Genomic DNA, 20,384 nt, shown 5'->3' with positions numbered 1-20,384 from the left:
GTGGGGTGAGAGTGTGATAGGTGCAATTGGTAAGAAGAGTGAAAGAATCAATCTAAGAAAAAATAAGTCGTGGATCTACTTAACAATTATAAGCTTTCTATTTTTAGGTTTTTTCGCTTTCCTAACATCTAAAATTTACATGCCAAACGATGAAAAACTATTTCATACAGAGACAAATAAAGTAATTAAGTTGTCGGGTATGGGGAAATTGATTGTAGAGAAAAGGGAATACAATCCACACAAAAACTTTATACAAATTTACTTTCGATTAGAAGGATATGAGGAAACAGGATATACATTTAAAGCACAGCAAAAAGCAAATCCAGTTGTTCAATTACCTGTCAAAGTATTGTATGAGGAGAACGGAAAATACGTAGTAGAAGTAAAAGACTTATCTCCGAATTGGGGAGCGTTAGCTTTTGATATTTATAATAAAAATGCTGAAAAAGAACAAATGGATATTCGTAAATTCACACAAGATGTGAACGAATCTGAAGAAGAAAATGCAGCAACAAAAAGTCCGAATAAATTAGTTCAGACGATTTTTACCGATCAAAGAAAAACAAAAGCGAATGACGAATTGATAGCTGAAGATAAAAAAACATATGAGCTAGATTTTATAGAAAGGGACAAAAAGGATATCGAAACAAAGATAAAAAATTATGGGAAAGCAATCAAACTGGAAGAAGAAAATGCGAAGACAGTTTATGGAAAAGTAAAAGAATTACAAGATGAAATGAAGTACCAAACGGAAGTAGAAAAAACAGAAACACAATCAAAAATAGCATCCCTAGAATCAAAAATAAAATCATCAGAAAAGAACGTGGAATTGTTTAAAGGAGAACAAAAAATTGCACGAGATAAAATCAAAAAGTTAGAGCAAAAGGCACAAGAAATTAATAAAAAGTAAAACAAGATATAGGGACATGGTGGAGACATTCATTTGAAATAAGGGGACACGAAAGGGACATTAAGAAAAAATAACGGGACATGGTGGAGACATTAATAAAAAAGATAGGGACGTAATGGGGACATTCAACTTCTTTTCTTGTTCCCATCGTTTTGCTAGGCTCTGCCTAGCTTCACACCTTAGGTGGGAACAAAAACCCCTTATGCTCTTCTCACTATTTTTTGATCTCTACCCAGATTTGCAGAAAGGAGAGGGAAAAGTGGAAATTAGAATTAGAGAAGTAGATCCAATTGCCGTAAAGAAAATAGATGAAATGGCAAAGAGGAAAGGATTATCCCGGCAAAAATTTTTGAAAGCTCAAATTGAAATGCTGGCATTTTTTCAGCAGCAAAATAAAAGGGAAATGGAATTAGAAAATCTCATTGAAAAGAACATCCATATGATGAGTGATTGTTATAGCGCAATGGAAAAAATGAATGAGTTTATTCAACTGATGATGCAGGATATTGAAAATGAGTAATGCGGTTCCTGTTCAGTCTTCCGTCACACCGGGTGTTGTTTTAAAAACGAAATTTGTGTTACCAAGTTCCGATGCGTTTCAGAACTATATTGAGTATGTAGATCGAGAGGAAGCGAAAAGTGAAGTGAAGCTGAATCCGAAAATGTTCGAAACGTATCAAGACTATATGGGGAATTCAGAAAAGACATCGGCACTATTTACGGAGCACGCAAATCGTTTAACAGAAAGTGAGAAAAAGTCCTTAAAGGAAATGTTTAAAACCGCTCATGAAAATGGAAGTATCATGTGGCAAGATGTCATTTCTTTTCATAATCCCTGGTTAGAGAAACAAGGAATTTATGATGAGAAAACAAAAACATTGGATGAAAAAAAGTTAATGGATGTAACACGGCTTGCGATGAAGGAAATGCAAAAAAGAGAGGGGATAGAAAAAAGTTCAATCTGGTCAGCAGCTATTCATTTTAATACGGACAATATTCATATTCATGTAGCAACTGTTGAACCATTTACAACGAGAGAACGTGGCAAAAGAAAACCAAAAACATTGGATGCGATGAAGGGGAAAGTCGTAAATAATTTGTTAGATCGTAAGCAGGAACAAAAGCAAATTAATGATTTAATTAGAAATAATATGGTGAGAAGTAAAAAAGAAGATTCCGTTTTTGATTGGCGCAATCAACATTTGAAACCACTGTTTTTACGAATTTATAAACAGTTACCAAGTGATAAAAGACAGTGGCAATATAGCTACAATACAATTCAACCATTGAAGCCGGAAATTGATGAATTAAGCAGGCGATATATTCAACATCATCATAAAAAAGATTACGATCAATTTCTCAAAAAGTTAGACAAAGAATTGCAAGTTTTTAAAGAAGCTTATGGGGAAGGAAAGTATGATAAGAAGCAATATGAAAATTATAAAACGAATAAAATCAATGACCTATATAAAAGAATGGGAAACGCCTTTTTACAAGAAATGAAGGCATATGATAAGGAACAAAAGAGAATCCATCACATGAAAAAATCAAAGCCGTTTCAAAAATTTCAACAGAATGTATCTATTCAGTATTCCATGAAAAAGGTGGAACGTGCTTTTAAAAGTGAGTATGAAAGCTGGAAGAATCAAAAGTATTATGAGCGTATGCAAAGGGAAAATGCATATGAAAACGAAAGGGGTTAGGGCATGGAGAATAAAAAAATAAGAATGAAGTTATCGTTAAATGAAAATGTTCATCAATACATTCAAGATTATATGGATGAAAATAATATTACACATCCAGGTGATGCTATATCGAAAATTTGTATGGAGCATCAAGCATCAAAAAGTTCAGAATGGTCATTGAATTATATTTCCGAAATTGTATCAAAGAATCTACACGATGTGTTGAAAAGTGAACTAACAAAAATTCGTCTTGGTGCAAACAGTGCGGATCGAAATACACAAGTTCTAATTGAATTAATGAATGGATACTTTTTTGCTAACGACTTGGATTTAGAAAGCATTATTACAACAGATAAAATAGAAGTCGGTGGCGTAAAGATAGCAAAAGAAGTCGTAGCGGAACGGATTAGTCATGCAAGACAAAAACGTATAGATCATGAGGCGTCAAAGAACAATGTAACGTAAGCTACATTGTTTCTTTTTATAAAAAAACAGGAGGTTATAAGGATGTTATTATTTCATGAAGATATCGCATTAGGAGTCATTAAAGAGATTGGAGAAGGTGAACTTGTTTTACTTGTAAAAGATGAAGAACTAACAATCAAAATTACACGAGAACAAGAGGAAGAACTTGCAGTTCATGTTATGAATCAAGAAAATATGTTAGTTCCGGTTAATGTAAAAACTCATGAGCTTTTCTTTGATACAGCTGAGAGATGGAATGAAGAAGAAATGGAGGAATTGCAAAAAGCGAGTGAAAGAGTAGGAGAAGATAATGAGTAAAAATTATAAGAAAAAGTATCAAACGAAATCACCAGAAGAAAAGAAAGAAGCGGTGCAAGCTTTAACAAAAAAGATGGAAAAAAGCGTAGAAGGTTATTTCCGTACACCAGGAGATTTAAAAGAGTATCTAACGTTTATGGCAAAGTTTTATCACTATTCACCATCTAATATTTCATTAATACAGAGTCAATTCGAGGGAGCCAATGCAGTTGGTTCCTTTTCTTTTTGGAAAGAAAAAGGATTTCCGGTTAAGAAGGGTGAGAAAGGAATTAAAATTCTTGTTCCAAACCGAACGGTAGCAAAATTTAAAGACAAAGAAGGCGCTTGGAAAACAGTAACTAAAGCAAATGAGGAAGAGAAGAAACAAATTGAATCTAAAAGTGTAGAAATGATACCTGGTCGCTTATATTTTGCTGTCGGTCATGTGTTTGACCTGTCCCAAACACACGCAAAAGCGGAAGATCTACCTCGTATTTTTCCAAATCGTTGGCTAGAAGGGAGCGTTACAGACTACCAGAGTTTGTATAAAGGAATGGAAGCCATTGCGGAAAAAAACGGTGTAAAAATTATTGAGCCGAAGCAAGAACTTGGGGTCGCACAGGGAGTTAGTTATACCTTAACAAAAGAGGTTGCTTTGAATCCTAGAAACAGTGAGTTACAAAATGTAAAAACACTTCTTCACGAATTGGCACATGCCAAACTTCATACAACAGAGACACTTATGCATTACACAGCACCAGAAAAAGAGTTTCAAGCAGAAATGACAGCTTATGCCGTTTCTTCTTATTTTGGGATTGATACAAGTGAATATTCGTTAGGATATTTAGCGAGCTGGACACAAGGAAAAGAAATGAAAGATAAAACCAAGTTGTTGAAAGAAGTACATGAAACTTCAATTGAATTTATTGAAACAATTGAAAGTAGTTTGGAAACAGAAAAACAACAAATAAATGAAAAAGAGGTAGAAAGTATGGCAAATCAAAATGAGAAACAGGATGAAAAAAATATTTTATTAGTGGAATACATGAGTTTAAGTAATACGACACAAGAACTTGTTTCTATTTCAGAGTTAAGGGAACAAACAGATAGGAATCGTGCGTTTGAACCAGTAGATGATGCAGAAAAATTGAGTGATAAAGAATTTATTGATGCATTTAACGAGGCAAATCAAGAAAAGTATGCAGCACTAAATCAGAATGAAATTAACCGTCCAACTATGCTAGTTCAATGGAGCGACAACGAAACTTTTAAAAACAATCAACTGATCCCATTTGGAGAAGCCAATGAAAAAATGGCTGAAGTTATTTCAAGTATTGAAAAAGCAAGGGAAGAAGCTAGAGAAAGAGGTGAAACCATCCCTTACGATCAAGCTCGTTATCATATTGCCATTCCAAAAGAAGTCGATAGGGATTTTGGAAGAATGGAGCTTGTGAGTATGGATCGTATGAATATGGGGGATGGGGACTATAAGGCACCGTATGAACAGGTATTAAACGAGAAAAGGTATTTATCGGATGAAGTAAAACAAGCGTTACGAGATGAGGTAGTAAACCATAGAAATAACAAAGAAATAACGATGGAAAAAGCACAGGAAAGTACATTAGAAAGCTTGAAAGGGGTACCTACTCATTTAGTTACAATTGAAGTGTTGGCGAAGGATATGCAAGATGAAGAGGTTGCAAGGATTCACATGATGGATGGTGTTACGAAAGATATTAATTATTTATCGGTATGGAACCAAGATAAAACAAATCCAGAAGATTTATATGTTTCGTTAATGGAGAAAAATGGAGAACGAGAAAATGTCTATTTAGATAACATTTTGAAGCCAGACTTATATGAAAAGGTTCAAAGCTCTATTTTTGATGGAAGAGGAAATTTATCATTTGTCATTCATGAAAAGGATACAAATATGAGTCTAGATGAAATCGTAAAAGATGAACGATATGGACTCTTAGTTGATAAGGGGGAGGCGCAAAAGGATTACTCATTTAATGAAAAAGAAGTGGAATTATATAAAGAAATGAAGATGGAGGGATATGCACCTATTGCTTCTCTAGATCAACAAATTCAGCCTTTAAAAGAAAAGGAGCCAACTATATTAGATAAAGATTTAAGCCGGAAATTCGAAGCTTACAGACGTTCACAATATGAAGAGACACCAGATAATATTGATAGCATTGTCACTCGTGTAAAAGCTGAAGAACGGTATTATACAACGAAATATGTTTCGATTGATAATGAGCTTGTAAGCCAGGAACACGTAGTAAAATTAGAAAGTCAGGTGGATGAGAAGCTTGGAAAAGAAGGAATAACGGTGAATCAGTCTACAACTTCAAAGGAAACGGATTTTGATAAAAATTTTCAGCCATTGAATGGAAAAAAAGCGAATGATAAAGAAAAAGACAGGGAAATAGATCCTGGGAATGTAGAACAGTCGAAGTCTACAAAGAAATCGGGTAGAAAAAAAGAAACAATGGAAATGGAACGATGAAAAATTGTATAGACAGAATACCAGATTAAATCATTTTTTGTTACTCAATTGAGATAGCGGAGAGTGATTTTTTTATATCTAAAAATGAAAGAGGGTAAAAGGAAAAGCCCTCTTTCTTATTTATAGAACGAAAGGAGAGAATACCATGAATGTATGGTTGTTTGCGGGCTGTATGTTCCTTGTAGCTGTCTTTTTGAACATGTTGCTATTATTTTGGTCACAGAATGATGAAAAAGCGGAGAAATAAGAAATGGAAGCGTGAAATTGCAGATTAATAGGAGGTAGTACGTATGGGGAAAACATTATTTATTGCTGAAAAGTCGAAGGTAGCTGTTGAATTATTAAAATCACCTAGATTTAGAAACTCACAAAGGTATTCGGGGAGCAAGCCATATTATGGCTACTATGAAAATGAAAATTACATTATTAGTTGGTGCCGTGGGCACTTATTAGAACTAAAATATCCGGAGGAAATGGATGAAAAATACAAAGAGTTTAAATTTGATCACTTACCTATTATTTTAGAGCCGGAATATAAAGAAAAACCGGATGGTCTGGAACAAATTAAAATATTGGTTAAGTTGTTAAATCGTCCCGATGTAGATCATGTGGCAAACGCCTGTGACGCGGATAAGGAAGGTGAGCTTATCTATCGTGAAATAGTTGAACATGCAGGTGTGAACAAGCGAGAATCACGCCTGTTTATCTCTTCTTATGAAGCCGCCGAACTAGAAGGAGCCTTGAACCGATTAGAACCAAGAGTAGACTATGACGGTCTTGCTCAATCCGCTAAAGCAAGGCAATACCTGGATTATATTCTAGGGATTAATGTTACAAGAGGCTGTACATCCAAACTAGCAAGAAACCAATTCTTATTGGCTTCTGGTCGTGTTCAAATGTGTATCCTGAATGAAATCCGTCAAAGGGAAATCGCTATTCAAAATTATAAAGAACAAACCTATTACAATTTAAAGCTACTAACGGAAAACGGTTTATCACCAGTAATGAAAACAGAAGATCAACTGATAGATCCATCGCCACTACAAAAGCTTGGAGATAGCTTGAAAGAAACGAATGTAATTGTAACGGAATTTAAAGAAAGCAATAGAAAAAAGAAACCAAAATTATTATATAACTTAACGGATATCTACAAAGATGCTCACGCCAAACTGAAGATAAATGCGGAAACAGCAAAAAAGCATATTCAGAGTTTGTATGAAGAAGGCTTTATCACATATCCTCGTTCTTCATCCAGGCACTTACCTACAGAACAAGTGGAACGAGTGAAAGAAGTAATGGCAGCATTAGAAAAAAGCGCCTATGCAAATCTTGTACAACAAGTATCTCCATCTTCTATTACGAAAAAACATTCTACTTTTAATGATGAATTAGTCAGTAGTCACTTTGCCATCACCCCAACAACAAAATTATATGTTGGGACCAACCGAGAACCATTAGAAAAACAGTTATATGACTTAATTGTAAAACGATTTATCGGGAATTTTATGAAACCAGCAATCTACTTGGTAAGAGAAGTGCATTTTATAGATCAAGAGGGCAACACATACAGTACAAAAGAAAAGATCCTACAAGAGAAAGGGTTTCTAAGTGTGTTTCAAGAGGATATAGAAGAGGGATCAGTTGAAGCATTCCAGATACCTATTTTACAAGAAGGAGATTCTTTCAGAATCATTCAGTATGACTTGATTGAGTCTCGAACGAAGAAACCAGCCTTTCATACGGAAAGTTCCATTTTAACCTTTATGGAGACGGCAGGGCGTAAATTAGATGATGAACATTTGAAAGAACTTATGAAAGGAAAACGGATTGGGACAGTCGCAACGGAAGAAACGTTTATTCCAAAACTGTTAGAGCGAAGCTATATTGATGTTACTAACAGTCAGATTCGAACTACTAATATTGGTCGTGCGTTTATAGATGCTTTTCCGGTAGATGAAATCAAAAATCCAGCTTATACGGCTGAAATGGAAGGGATGATCTACATGATCGAAAAGAATGAAATGAAATATGAGGAATTTGTGGAGAAAACAAATACGTTTGTAAAAGACACAGTGGAACAATTAGGCGCAATGGATGATAAGGTGTCGGATAGCATTATTAATACCTGGAATCAGCAGATTGAGTTGTGCAAATGTCCTTGTAGAAAAGGCAAAATCCTTCATAAAGGTAATTTTTATGGGTGCAGTAATTATCCGGAATGTGAAATCTCCTTACCGAAAAAAATTAAAGAAAAAGCGATTCCGGAAGCGCAAGCGAAAAAGCTGTTTGAGGATAAGAAAACAGATCTTTTAAAAGGATTTAAGTCCAATGAGAAGGAGTTTTCCGCTTATCTCGTATTACATGAAGGGAAAGTTAAATTTCAGTTCCCAACACAAGAAGAGCTGTCATTTGGTAAATGTCCAAAATGTAAAAAGGGTGATATGCTTCATCGTAAAACATTTTATGGATGCACGGAGCATAAAAATGGATGTGATTTTATGTTACCAGCCAAGATGAAAGGAAAAGCGATTCCTGGTAATCAGATGAAAAAGTTAATTCAGTATAAAACAACAGATTTTATCAACGGCTTTCAAGGAGAAAAAGGAGAATTTACAGCAGCTATCTATATGGAAGCGGACGGAAGTTTGAAATTCCGTTTTCCAACGACTGAAGATCGTACCATTGGTAAATGTCCATTGTGTAAGAGTAGAGTCCTTGTAGGGAAAAGTAACTACTTATGTGAGAAATACAAAAAAGGCTGTGATTTCATTATCTTTGGTACATTCTCTGGTAAAAACCTAAGTAGTAACCATGTAAAAAAGTTATTAGAAAAGAATGTAACGGATCAGATCAAAGGGTTTATCTCGAACAAAAACGGGAAAAAATTTGACGCTCGTTTATCATACAGCGTACAGGAGAAGCGATTAAAATTCTTATTCGGAAAATAAAAATTGAATGTATGTAAAAGAGGACTAGGAAACGGAATAGTCCTCTTTTTTATTTCATTTTATAGAGTAAAGGGGGGATTCCGTAATGGCACGTGTCAGTACGGAGGATGCGATGAAAGCAAGAAAAGTTGACTTAATTTCATATCTGGAAGCAAAAGGAGAAACGTTTAAGAAAGAAGGAAATTATTATCGTCATACGGAGCATGATAGTCTCATCATTAAAGGAAATCAGTACGCCTGGAATAGTCGAGGGGAAAAAGGATATGGAGCGATTAGCTTTGCCATGATGTACTATGACATGACATTCCCACAAGCCGTAATGGACATTCAGAAGGGAGACTACAAAGAGTTTGATCGTTCAAAAGCTGAAGAGGAGCGCCAAAAAGAGCAGCAGCCGTTTAGCTATCCAAAACACTTAGAGGTGCCGAAACAAACAGAAATCAAGCGATACTTAATTGATGAAAGGAAAATAGATCCTCGCTTGGTGAATTGGTTGATTAAAAAAGATCTCATCGCCCAGGATAAGAAAAATAATGTGGTGTTTAAATGGAGGGAAGAAGGAGGAAAAGGGCAAGTCATTGGTATGAACCGTCAAGGTACAGTCAAAATGGAGAATAAAAGAGGAAGCTTTAAGCAAATTGTCCCAAATTATGAAAAAATCAATGCCGGTTTTACGGTTGATGTAGGTAAACCGGATAAGATTTATTTTTATGAAGATCCTATCGACATGTTATCTCATTGGAGTATCAAACAAAATAAGATACAAAACGCTCGCCTGGTTTCTATGCATGGATTGAAGTCAAAAACAGTAATTCAATCTTTAATGGATGCGAAAAAAGAAGGGCACGATATTAAAGAGGTCATTATGGCAGTTGATAATGATAAAGCTGGGAAAGACTTCATTCAGACAATGAAATGCTTTGTAGACCTTAAAGAGGATATTCCAACAAATGAAAAGGATTGGAACGATGTCCGGAAGAAACAAGTGAATGAGCAACAGGCAAAAGAAACAGCCCAACCAAAGAAAATGAAACCAATTAAAGAGGTGGAGCGAAGTGTCTAATCTACCAGAAATGCCAAACATATTACAAATTTTGATGTATGGTTTTATCCTGTACGTTCTTTTTCGTATTTGTAAATTCATGTACCGGAAGATCCAGGAGCGAAGAATATTAAAGCGAATGGCTAAGTCTGGTATTCGTTATATAGACAAAATGGACGGACATCAATTCGAAGTATACCTAAAAGCTCTCTTTCGAGAGTTGGGTTATTCTCCAACAGTCACAAAACAGTCAAATGATTTCGGGGCGGATCTGGTATTGAAGGGGAAAAATCGTATTGTAATTCAGGCAAAACGCTACGGGATGAAAAATAGAGTCGGCATTAGTGCTGTACAAGAGATATATGCAGCACAAGCCTATTACAAAGCACACGAGGGCTGGGTTGTAACAAACAGTGTATATACAAGACAGGCGAAAGAATTAGCAGAGGCATGCCATGTAAAACTTATAGATCGTGTAGAACTTCAGAAATTGATTAATAAAATCAATCCCGAATATTCGGCTGAAGATGTGTATCAAGGGGTAAAACCTGCAGAACGGAAATGCCCAACATGTAAACATGATTTAGTCATCCGAAATTCGAATAAAACAGGAAATAAGTTTTTTGGCTGTTCCCAATATCCCACATGTACACATACAGAACCAATCAATACATGAGCTGTGATGAAAATCCAGCTCTTTTTCTTTTTATTTAGGCGCTGTTAAAAATACTGCAAATGAATAATCCTCTATTATTTACGCAATCTAATCCATATTATGCAGTAAGTTTGGAGTTAATTATATGTTTAAATGGAAACTGTTAATGACATTTTGCGGAGTTATAATGATGGTTTTATTTACATCTCCAATAGAAGGAAAGGCAGAAAATATATCTAATAAAGATTTTTATGATTCTTATAATACTTTATTAGCTCCTTACGCAAGTGAGATTATCCGAAGTAAACTTGGACCAGAACACCAGTATAGTTTAACGGATACAAAGATTATAAAAATTGAGCGTTCTCAAAAATATACCTTCACCTTTATTGTAGTAGCTAAATATAGAACGTATACTAACGCTCACAATCCACCTAATCATGTTGTAACAATAACTTATAATGTTAGTCCAAATGGGGTAAAAGTTATCGATTTCAAACAAAAAAAGAAAGAAAGTGAGTTTACAACTCATTTTCTTTATCAATAGGCAGAGTAGCAGACTTTTGGAATTCAAATAAAACAGGAAATAAGTTTCTTGGTTGTTCTTACTATCCAACATGTACACATACAGAACCAATTCATACATGAGCTGTGATGAAAATCCGGCCCTTTTTTATTTGTTTAAAGAATGCATGAAAAAATCAGTTTAACTAAAAAATGAACCTTCAAATTTAGTTGTATGAGGTTTTGATATGTTTATCAATACAATATAAGTCGTATTTGTTATAAAAACGCATGTAAAGGGAGAGAGAGGATTTAAATGCGTTTTTAGGTTTTTTAAGAAAAATAAAAAGGGTAGCCATTATTTACGACTTAACCCTTTGTCTACGACCTGACGAATTGCTTCATTTCGATTCTTCAGCTTATTTTCATGCCAGTAATTTTCTATTTGTTCTACTTGTTCTTTTGTAAAAGTAACTAAAATTTGAGTGTACTTGTCTTTATTAACAGCCATATAGCAACCTCCTCTATAAAAAATATTATAAGTTATATAACTTTATTGAGGAGGTTATTACATGGAACGGAAAGTTAAAAAGATGATGGCTGATCTTCAATTTATTATAAATCATGGTCAAATCAGTGTAGATTTTATAGATCAAGGATATAAAAGAATGCTTTTTAGTGTATTAGAAGCTACCGGAAAAGGTTTAATGTGCATACCAATGAACATAATGAAACAACCTTGTTCTTAGAGTTAGTTTAGTAAATTTACACAATGAGGGGCTGTTAATAATGGAGCAGTTAACGATTTTTGACGTAATGGATGAAACTAAAAATAAGCTTTATGAGGTATTAGAGAAAAATGGATTAGATTATAAGATTCATAAGTACTATTTATATTCAGATTATCAGGGAGCTGTTCAATATTACTATATAAGTACAACTGATAATACAATTAGGGTGTTTTTGCCCATCCCCCGAAAAAGGAGAATAATACAAAATATACCAATTGAACACTGGATAGATTGGGATTCAGCCGAGATACGTGTAAAAACGGATTATAGTTTCTTCAGTAGTTTTTCAAGTGAAAATGCTTACATCACGATAAACAAAAAGCCAATTTCCTGCATGTGAGGGAAATTGGCTTTTTGCTCATAATTTACGAATAGGACTAGTAAGAGAGATAATAATTTCAATGACCTTTGTAGTTGATGCCAAAATAAATATTGCAACCGGATTAAAATCGGAAATTAATCCACCTACTAGTGCTCCTAATGGCATAGCCAAACGAGTAAGCACACGTGAAAATCCTAAAACTCTTCCCTGCATATTGGTGGGGACTGTTTCCTGTCGGACGGATGCTACAATAGTATTCCAGGCTATATTACAAATCATAGCAAGACCAAATGAAATGCCCGGCGCAAGCCAATATTCACTCCATATTGCATAGGTCAATCCAATTGCTCCCACAGCAAGAAGGGTTGGAATAAGGATTCCCCTTCGAAAGCGTTGTTCAAGTGGAATAACAATGATACTTCCTAAAAGACCACCTACCCCAATTAAAGTGTAATTAATCCCACTTTCTTCAGCAGATAGATTTAATGTAGAAAGTAAATAATACATAAGCCCACCTAATACAGCGCTAGCGCCAAAGTTTCCCACCATTGCTTGAAGAGATAAAGCAAGGTTAAGGCGATCATTCATTAACCATTTTAGCCCTTCTCTCATATCATTCCTTATAGTTTGCAATGGCGTTTTTGCTCTATCTGTAGGTTTCTTCTTTTCTAATTTTGGCAATAGTAATACAGCAACTAGAGTAGCCATAAAAGAGATAGCATTTATCCAGAGGGCATTAATCCCACCCATTAAAGCAATTATAATACCGGCTAATGTGGGCCCTGCTAAACTAGCAATTTGATTAGCCATTTGGTATGCGGAATTGGCTCGTGTTAACGATGGACCTGCAATTTGTGGAATTACTGTAATAGTCGCTACGTCAAATAACATCGATAGTACGGCTAATATAAAAGAAATAGCATATAGATGCCATAGTTGAAGTACGCTCAAGTTATACAGGAGAGGAATTAAGGATACTAAAATAATACATCCTGCATCAGCAACCCACATTAATTTCCGCCGATCAAAACGATCCACTACTACTCCTACGATTGGACCAAATAAAACAATAGGTAACACACCGATAGCAAAAAGTGAACTCATAATTATTGCTGATCCAGTTAACTTATAGGCAATCCAAGGAAGAGCAAACGTATAAAGGGAATCACCTATCCTGGAAATCAGTAAACCAAAAATAAAAATCACGTAGGTACTAGGAAAATGTGTAGTTTTTGAAACTAGATTTCTGCTTTGTGCATTCGGTTTCAACGATGAGTTAAAGTTTGTTTCTTTCGTCATTATCGACTCTAATTTACCTCCTTTTTTAGTAGCAAAACTTATATTAACTGGCAGTAAGCCCCTTACTTATCAAATATTTAATAAAGTATAAAATTCTTTAAAATACAAAGGTGTCCCTTCTTTTAATCAATTATTCATTTTGCTGTAAGTGCCTCTTTATGCTAAGTTAACGTTTGTCACAATATAAAACTTCTACCTTTTTGTTACGTTGATTGTTTATAAATTGGTATTTTATGTATTATACCTTCTTTTCGGGGGATGGGAAAAAACAACCAATTATTGATTTGTGTCTCTCGGATTTTCCAGAAATTTTCGCTATCCCTAAAGGGTTTAGTGATAAAGAAATTAAAAAATTTACAAATGGAACTTATAAGTCTAAATAAATAACAAAGTAATGGAGGAATGAAGAATGAAGATTGCTGTATCTGAGTGGAAAGCGTTGAAAAAAGAGACAAAGTTAAAGCTATTGCGTTATGCGATGTTAGAAAGCAAGTATAAGTATGCAAAATAAAAGCTCTTCATTTGCAAAAAGCAAACAAAGAGCAAAGTCATGAGTGACCGTCGAGGAAAGAAATTGGCAGATTTCTCTCCTCTATATTTTAACATATTAAAAGTTGTAGAGAAAAGGGGGATGTAGAATGGAAGAAGGGCGTATTTCCTTTCAGCAAAGGGTTAAAGAAGTACTTGTTATGATCGTTGGCTTTTAGAATTTTATGTTACTCATGTATGGCGAAATCCTGTTACAATAGTCAAGAATAACTTTGGTACAAATTAATAATGAAATGGGGAAAGATAATAGATGAAAGCAACCGGAATGACTAGAAAAGTAGATGAATTAGGACGTGTAGTACTTCCAAAGGAACTTAGAAATACACTTGGTATTAAAGAAAAATCACCATTAGAGATTTTTGTAGAAGGGGAAGATATTATTTTACAGAAGTATCAGCCTGGTGGTGTTTGTGCATTAACAGGAGAAGTGTCAAATCGTAACAAGGCATTAGCAAATGGTAAGATCACATTAAGTCCAGAAGGTGCAGAACTATTAATAAAAGAAATAGAACAGTATCTTGTAAAATAAGTGCTCCTTTCAAGGGGCTTTTTTAGTAAAGATATTTAAAATTTCACGTACCGTAATATTTAATAAAAAACAAGATACATAATCAATAGTCTACATTGAATTTTATGTTGAACTCATCTGCTAAATGGAGTCCCTTCTCTTTTGTCCAGAATCCTGTAGGCGTTTTTTTTAATTCCCACTCTTTAAAACGATTTGGATATAATTCATTCAACATATGATAAGGACGACTACCCCAAAATTATAGCGCATTTAACATAGCAAATGGACTTGATTTCCAAAACTTTATACAAGGAGTTTGGAGTCGATGTTTTAACAACCATTTTTGTGAATATACATCTATTAACTCTTCACGAGACAAGTAAACGGACCTTTATTTAATACTTAAATTATCATTCCGATTTTTACCACAAATTCTTTTTAATTGTATAGCAGGTGAGAATTTTCTGTACTTATTTCGTTTTAGCTTCCATACTTTATGTATGTAGTGCATTCTTATCAATTTTCCCCATTACTTTAACTCGTAGGGGCATTAACTTTAGAACTCTGCTAATGGATAAGCAAGTTAATAATTATACTTGAAAATGGAGTGATACGATGAATAAGACGTATGATGTCATCATTACCGGTGCTAGATGTGCCGGCTCTACCCTGGCAATTTATCTTGCTAAGGCAGGTTTCCATGTGTTGTTAGTGGACCGAGCGAATTTTCCAAGGGACACATTATCAACCCATACCTTTTTCAATAATACTGTCGCTCTTCTTCGAGAAACCGGTGTCATGGACAAGTTATTGGAAACAAAAGCACCGCCGGTACGGGATATTAAATTTCAATTCGAGGATACCGTGATAGAAGGTCTCATCCCTGAGGTTTACGGAGAGGAAAGTTGTTATTGTATTAGAAGAACTTATCTCGATCATATTCTACTTGAACAAGCCAAATCCCAAATGAATGTAACTGTTTTAGAAGGATTTCGTGTGACGGATGTCATCCGTGATGACGAAACAGTGATAGGCGTGAAAGGTTTAGACGGCGACAATGAGAAACAAGAATTTTTAGCTCGCCTGGTAGTCGGGGCAGACGGCCGATCCTCTATTATTCGCAAGCTGGTAAAAAGTGAACTCAAAATAAGTATTCCGGCAACAGTCGGCATCTATTTCGGGTATTTCTCTGGATTTCGCCACGATAATGTCCCTAAATTTGAAGTATACAAGATAAAAGATAACACAGCCATTCTCTTTCCGACGAATGATGATTTATATGTAATTGTCGGCATTTTCCCATTAGAAAATAAGGAATTGATAGAACGGTTGAAATTAAATCCGGAAAGCTGTCTACGCAATTTCTTTACAGATAACTTTCCGAATACAACAATTGGGGCGCGCTTGAAAAATGCAGAACTAGTAGAACCGATCAAAGGCATTCTCGGATATGATAATTACTGGTATAAAGGAATGGGAAAAGGATGGGCGTTGGTTGGAGATGCAGTTTGTTTTAAAGATCCTGGCATGGCGCAGGGTATCCATGATGCTATATGTGGAGCACGTATATTATCCAATATTCTATCAAAATATAAGGGACAATCCGATCAATCAAATCAAATGTCTGAAGAATATCAAAAGGCAATAGAAGATGAGTTTATGGTTCGGTTTCACATGGGATGCCAAATTTCGAAGAATGAACGCATATCTGAACAACAGGATGCTGTCAACAAGCTAATCAGTTCCCATCCAGAGGCTATAGAGAAGTTTTTAGGGATTTACAATTATGCAAACGAGCCCGCTGCTTTAGAAAAAGAACTCGCACGAATTATGCAATCGATCTAGCAATGATTTTAGAGATTAAGTGATTTAAGGGGTAGCACGCACATTTTAACTTTTTTATGCGCTAAGGGATTCTCAAAACTCAATAACACGATTTGAATTGAGTTTTTGATTTAAGGATGAGTTTTGAGACACTATTTAGGCTCTTTTCAGCACCTTTTACATTGGAACGCACTTGTCTCAAATACATACGTTTTTGAGATCAGATGATTCTCTTAGAGTAGTAAAATCAACGTTTTTTCATGTTGAATTTTGCTTAGCGTATATTTTCGTTAAAATGTTGGTGATACGCCTATCAAAAATCACAAATAAAAAAAGATAAGATCGGCGAACACGATCTTATCTTTAGCACAAGGAGTAAACAAAAGGATAACCATCATATTTTTATTATAATTTATTTTTTGTTAATTTTGAATATTAGAACCATACTTAACAAGTATATCTATATTGAGAAATTTATTACAAAATTAGTTATAAATGATTCAAAACTCCAATGTAAACTTTTAGCCAGTAATTTGCATTCAAATTACTGAAAATATTGAATTCACGATAATTTCTCTAATACCTTCAAAACATACGACAAAAGTATACATTCAAAACACAATAAATAAACAGGTTAAAGCATCATGGATAAAAAAGAAAAAGCTAGTTCCATGCTAGCTTTTTTACATAATTTAAGTTAACAGGAGTAAGCACTATTTAATAAAATATTTCCAATATCCTATTACTACAAATAATAAAGACACTACTATGTAGAGAATAGATCCAATAAAAATAGGATTCATATTAAATTCAAACTTTTCTTCATCGATTTTAATACCAGTTTGAGCTTGAACTTGAAGTCGATTGCTATTACTAGAAAATCCACCCTTACTACTGAAAAAACCTATAATTAGAGTAAAACAAATTCCAGCAAAAAAGGTCAGGTCAATAAAATTCCAACCAATAAATTCTGCTAATTTATATACAATTACTCCTTCAATTATTAAAGTTGCAAACACTCCTAGCACTTTTTTCATCTTATCCATATACTCCTTCATATACCAAATTAAAAACCATTACTATGATATTTCTAAATTTATAAATAAAAACCTTTTATATATCCTATCTATAGTTAATATAATTCCACTTATCGGTAGTTTTAGTGAAAATATGAATATGATGATGATCTTTTTGGAAAAATACTACAAATGATTAAAATTCAAAATACAACAATTGATGAGATATAAAATCTAACTTAGAATAAGTTGTGTTTCAATTTTGTTTTTTACTGGATGGAGACAATATGAAGAGAATTACTCAAAAACAAATTATACTATTTTGTATTTCGTTAATATTTATGACAGGCTGCTTGCAAAAGTATATTATTGATGATCTTGAATTAATTCAAGGAATTGTATTTGATATAACAAAAAATAAAATAAAAACAACAATTGTCTCTCCTGTTCAAAAAAAAGGTCATCAAGTTCAAGTGTTTGAAAACATCGGAAACACAGTAACACAAGGAAAAGAAAAATCCTTTTCCGAATCTGTGCGCCCCCTTGCCATCGGACAATTACGTGTTGCTCTTCTTACAGAAAAATTAGCAAAAAAAGATATAACCATAGCATATGATACGCTTCTACGGGATAAGAGCATAGGAGGTACAATATATCTAGGAATATTAGAAGGTGAAGGATATGAGCTATTCTCTGGAAAATATAATAATACCTTTAACGTTGCAATTTACATAAAAAACCTGTTTGAACACAACATGGAAACAGGTTCATTACCACATGATAATTTATATCTTAACTCTTATCGCTACTATGAAGTTGGAAGAGATACTTTTATGGCAATATTAAAAAAACAAAAAGACAAAATAAAAATTAAAAGTATAGCTCTTTTCAAGAAAAACAAATATATAGGAAAATTGGAACAAAAAGATATGTTTATTTTTAAAGGATTGCTTGAAAAACATAGATTAAATTCCAAGGAATTTAAAACCCATGACGGTTATGTATTAATTAACAATATCAGTTCCACGCCTTCCTATCATGTTAAGATTAAAGATGGAAAACCATCTTTTTATATTCAAGTTAAAATGAATGCCCGTCTACAAGAAACCTCAAAAATGATAAATTTAGAAAATAAAAATACCATCAAGATAGTAACAAAAGACATAGAAAAACAATTGAATTCAGAAAGTAAAAAACTAATAAGAAAAATACAAAATCTAAATGTAGATCCGCTTGGTTTAGGCTCCAAATTCAAACAACAATATAAACCATTTAAATTAAAAGAATGGGAAAAGATATATAAAACAGTACCAATAAGAGTGAAGTACATTGTAAATATTGAAAATTCAGGGGTTATTGAGTAAAACATTTAATACTTTGCTACAAAAAATAATTAAATCAATTATTATAACCTCACTTATCAATAACAAAAAAAGCTAGCTTTTTTAACCATTATAATTATCCATAAATATAAAATATTATTGTTGATTTTGTTTTTCTCTTACACCTACAACCCAAGCTAATAATAAAATTGAGCTAGTTACTAAGAATGCTGTTAAAACTCCCATTAAACATTCCTCCTTTTCACAACCGAATTAACCATATTATACCATGATAATAAATACAACGACTTACCTATCCTATATAATTTTAGTTACCATAAAATCCGTTACAGGAAGTACAAACAACCCCCTCTCCAAATGGAGAGGGGGTTGTTATTCGTTCTCAATATTTTTTCTTTTTAAGTCGGTAAAGTCCTGTCAGACTGGCCCCTATTGCAATGGTAATCATAAAAATAGAAACACTTAAGGAAACAGCTTTATTTGGAATCGAATGATTAAAATTTGCCCCAAGTAATGTAATAGTTGCCAACCATGTTAAACCAATAATGTAAGACCAACTTGTTCTCTTTGTCATAACTTATTCCCCTCTTTTTTTATTACTTGGAGTAACACTCTTTGCAATTGATTTTTCCTTCGTTATCAAGCCATTTTTTGATTACAGTCATGCCTGCATATTCCGGATATCGTAATTCTACATAGACAAGTTCCCCGCCCCGAACGTCTTTTCCGCAACTTACACATTTAGGTTTCACTTTTAACATGATACATTTCCTCCTTTTTGCTAATTTTAACATTCGGAATAAGCAATTTGTTTTATATTTTTGATGTATAAAATATTCATAGAGAGTTAACATAACGTCTTATTATCAGTAGCAAGGACAAAAGCGCCCCCTTACTCTCGCAATGCATCTGCCTTTTTCTTTCTATAATTCTATGCATCTTTTTATATATTCCTATTTTGACGTGCCTTTTGGCCTCCCCATAGTTCCCTAAGTCTCCCGATCTTTTGCATAAAACTTTGCATGCTCTTAGCGTGTTTTTTTCTGAAATGCTGGCGGTACGCCTAGTATTACAATTCATCTAAATTATCTATTTTTCGTTATGTTAAAACTATGTATACTATAAAAAGTTAATCTCAATCTATAGAAATAAAGAGATTTGTAATATCTGCTTACGTCCACTTTTGTAAACATTCTAATCGCTTCATACTCTCAATCACTTTTTCGTCACTCACTATATAATAAATCTCATTTCCTTTTCGCTCATAGGAAACCATCTTAAACTGTTTTAACTTTATTAATTGCTGTGACATTGTAGATTGTGGAACACGTAGTAACCTCTGTAACTGGGATACATTTAATGGACCTTTCGAAATTAATTCTCGAACTATCATCAAGCGCATAGGATGCCCAAGCATCCGCAATATATCTGCAGGTCTCTCGTAATCATTAATATTCATATAAAAAGCTTTTGGCATAATTATTTCTCCTTTTTTAGTGAGCGTTTTCTACATCCTAACATCATCTATTTGTTTGGCAAATGTTTAGATACACAAGAGATTCCTTCAAGTGCTTATGTTTTCATAACTGTATCATTCCCAAAGAATCTCCCTATGTCCTCTTGGTATCTTCCATTGCTTCCGATGTTATTATAATAAATAACTCATTTAGTTCTCTCTGCTGTATATTTTCTGGTACTTTTAATTCCCTTC

20 protein-coding genes and 2 pseudogenes are annotated in these 20,384 nt (G+C 33.9%); 16 read left to right on the top strand and 6 right to left on the bottom strand.

Annotation, left to right across the window (positions count from 1 at the left end; all coding sequences use genetic code 11):
* Nucleotides 1-13 precede the first annotated feature (13 nt).
* The 11 genes and pseudogenes from MHH27_RS28765 to MHH27_RS28715 form a co-directional block, all read left to right on the top strand.
* Nucleotides 14-910, top strand: coding sequence for a hypothetical protein (locus MHH27_RS28765; protein WP_097961263.1), 897 nt, complete (start codon nucleotides 14-16; stop codon nucleotides 908-910).
* Between the two features lie 259 nt (nucleotides 911-1,169).
* Nucleotides 1,170-1,430 (top strand): hypothetical protein, encoded by a 261-nt coding sequence (locus MHH27_RS28760; RefSeq protein ID WP_097961264.1) that lies wholly within the window; start codon nucleotides 1,170-1,172, stop codon nucleotides 1,428-1,430.
* A complete protein-coding gene (mobP2, locus tag MHH27_RS28755) occupies nucleotides 1,423-2,613 on the top strand; it encodes a MobP2 family relaxase (RefSeq protein ID WP_340945066.1) in 1,191 nt (396 codons plus the stop codon). The genes MHH27_RS28760 and mobP2 overlap by 8 nt, the downstream gene beginning before the upstream one ends.
* 3 nt (nucleotides 2,614-2,616) lie before the next feature.
* Nucleotides 2,617-3,060 (top strand): hypothetical protein, encoded by a 444-nt coding sequence (locus tag MHH27_RS28750; protein ID WP_097961261.1) that lies wholly within the window; start codon nucleotides 2,617-2,619, stop codon nucleotides 3,058-3,060.
* Nucleotides 3,061-3,102: 42 nt separating this feature from the next.
* Entirely contained in the window at nucleotides 3,103-3,378 is a 276-nt protein-coding gene (locus tag MHH27_RS28745) for a hypothetical protein (RefSeq protein ID WP_097961260.1), read from the top strand.
* Nucleotides 3,371-5,872, top strand: coding sequence for an LPD25 domain-containing protein (locus MHH27_RS28740; RefSeq protein ID WP_340945062.1), 2,502 nt, complete (start codon nucleotides 3,371-3,373; stop codon nucleotides 5,870-5,872). Before MHH27_RS28745 ends, MHH27_RS28740 begins: the two co-directional genes overlap by 8 nt.
* A 290-nt stretch (nucleotides 5,873-6,162) precedes the next feature.
* A complete protein-coding gene (locus MHH27_RS28735) occupies nucleotides 6,163-8,820 on the top strand; it encodes a type IA DNA topoisomerase (protein ID WP_340945060.1) in 2,658 nt (885 codons plus the stop codon).
* A gap of 85 nt (nucleotides 8,821-8,905) precedes the next feature.
* A complete protein-coding gene (locus MHH27_RS28730; RefSeq protein ID WP_097961257.1) occupies nucleotides 8,906-9,883 on the top strand; it encodes a DUF3991 and TOPRIM domain-containing protein in 978 nt (325 codons plus the stop codon).
* Nucleotides 9,876-10,538 (top strand): restriction endonuclease, encoded by a 663-nt coding sequence (locus tag MHH27_RS28725; protein WP_136986305.1) that lies wholly within the window; start codon nucleotides 9,876-9,878, stop codon nucleotides 10,536-10,538. Before MHH27_RS28730 ends, MHH27_RS28725 begins: the two co-directional genes overlap by 8 nt.
* Before the next feature lie 124 nt (nucleotides 10,539-10,662).
* Nucleotides 10,663-11,064: a DUF3888 domain-containing protein gene (locus tag MHH27_RS28720; RefSeq protein ID WP_340945055.1), complete on the top strand. Its 402-nt coding sequence runs from the start codon at nucleotides 10,663-10,665 to the stop codon at nucleotides 11,062-11,064.
* A gap of 20 nt (nucleotides 11,065-11,084) precedes the next feature.
* Nucleotides 11,085-11,165: pseudogene (locus MHH27_RS28715) on the top strand (restriction endonuclease); the annotation flags it as partial.
* Nucleotides 11,166-11,379: 214 nt separating this feature from the next.
* Here MHH27_RS28715 and MHH27_RS28710 read toward each other — a convergent pair.
* On the bottom strand, nucleotides 11,380-11,532 hold the full coding sequence (locus tag MHH27_RS28710; protein WP_172794261.1) for a hypothetical protein: 153 nt from the start codon (nucleotides 11,530-11,532) through the stop codon (nucleotides 11,380-11,382).
* 61 nt (nucleotides 11,533-11,593) lie between these two features.
* Between MHH27_RS28710 and MHH27_RS28705 the strand changes: the two are divergent.
* Both MHH27_RS28705 and MHH27_RS28700 read left to right on the top strand, forming a co-directional pair.
* A pseudogene (locus MHH27_RS28705) lies at nucleotides 11,594-11,781 on the top strand (hypothetical protein).
* A 29-nt stretch (nucleotides 11,782-11,810) separates the two neighbouring features.
* On the top strand, nucleotides 11,811-12,152 hold the full coding sequence (locus MHH27_RS28700) for a hypothetical protein (RefSeq protein ID WP_061660630.1): 342 nt from the start codon (nucleotides 11,811-11,813) through the stop codon (nucleotides 12,150-12,152).
* Nucleotides 12,153-12,170: 18 nt separating this feature from the next.
* On the opposite strand, the gene MHH27_RS28695 is transcribed toward MHH27_RS28700, so the two are convergent.
* Entirely contained in the window at nucleotides 12,171-13,433 is a 1,263-nt protein-coding gene (locus MHH27_RS28695; protein WP_340945052.1) for an MFS transporter, read from the bottom strand.
* Nucleotides 13,434-14,232: 799 nt separating this feature from the next.
* Here MHH27_RS28695 and MHH27_RS28690 point away from each other — a divergent pair.
* Both MHH27_RS28690 and MHH27_RS28685 read left to right on the top strand, forming a co-directional pair.
* The gene (locus tag MHH27_RS28690; protein WP_061660628.1) at nucleotides 14,233-14,511 is read left to right on the top strand and encodes an AbrB/MazE/SpoVT family DNA-binding domain-containing protein; all 279 of its coding nucleotides are present in this window, start codon (nucleotides 14,233-14,235) and stop codon (nucleotides 14,509-14,511) included.
* A 594-nt stretch (nucleotides 14,512-15,105) separates the two neighbouring features.
* Nucleotides 15,106-16,335, top strand: coding sequence for an NAD(P)/FAD-dependent oxidoreductase (locus MHH27_RS28685; RefSeq protein ID WP_340945050.1), 1,230 nt, complete (start codon nucleotides 15,106-15,108; stop codon nucleotides 16,333-16,335).
* A gap of 692 nt (nucleotides 16,336-17,027) precedes the next feature.
* Here MHH27_RS28685 and MHH27_RS28680 read toward each other — a convergent pair.
* On the bottom strand, nucleotides 17,028-17,351 hold the full coding sequence (locus MHH27_RS28680) for a hypothetical protein (protein ID WP_242807326.1): 324 nt from the start codon (nucleotides 17,349-17,351) through the stop codon (nucleotides 17,028-17,030).
* 266 nt (nucleotides 17,352-17,617) lie between these two features.
* Here MHH27_RS28680 and MHH27_RS28675 point away from each other — a divergent pair, with 266 nt between their 5' ends.
* Entirely contained in the window at nucleotides 17,618-18,694 is a 1,077-nt protein-coding gene (locus MHH27_RS28675) for a Ger(x)C family spore germination protein (protein ID WP_242807324.1), read from the top strand.
* Nucleotides 18,695-19,055: 361 nt separating this feature from the next.
* On the opposite strand, the gene MHH27_RS28670 is transcribed toward MHH27_RS28675, so the two are convergent.
* From MHH27_RS28670 to MHH27_RS28660, 3 genes are all read right to left on the bottom strand, one after another.
* The gene (locus tag MHH27_RS28670) at nucleotides 19,056-19,247 is read right to left on the bottom strand and encodes a hypothetical protein (RefSeq protein WP_340945044.1); all 192 of its coding nucleotides are present in this window, start codon (nucleotides 19,245-19,247) and stop codon (nucleotides 19,056-19,058) included.
* Between the two features lie 22 nt (nucleotides 19,248-19,269).
* Nucleotides 19,270-19,434 carry a Fe3+ hydroxamate ABC transporter substrate-binding protein gene (locus tag MHH27_RS28665; protein WP_340945042.1) on the bottom strand — a complete coding sequence of 55 codons (165 nt, stop codon included), beginning with the start codon at nucleotides 19,432-19,434 and terminating at the stop codon, nucleotides 19,270-19,272.
* A gap of 410 nt (nucleotides 19,435-19,844) precedes the next feature.
* Nucleotides 19,845-20,150, bottom strand: coding sequence for an ArsR/SmtB family transcription factor (locus MHH27_RS28660; protein WP_150190404.1), 306 nt, complete (start codon nucleotides 20,148-20,150; stop codon nucleotides 19,845-19,847).
* Between the last annotated feature and the right edge of the window lie 234 nt (nucleotides 20,151-20,384).

This window comes from Bacillus sp. FSL L8-0152 (genome assembly GCF_038006365.1).
Taxonomy (GTDB): Bacteria; Bacillota; Bacilli; order Bacillales; family Bacillaceae_G; genus Bacillus_A; species Bacillus_A cereus.
Note: the sequence above shows the minus strand (reverse complement) of the source record. Positions and strands in the feature narration are given on the sequence as shown.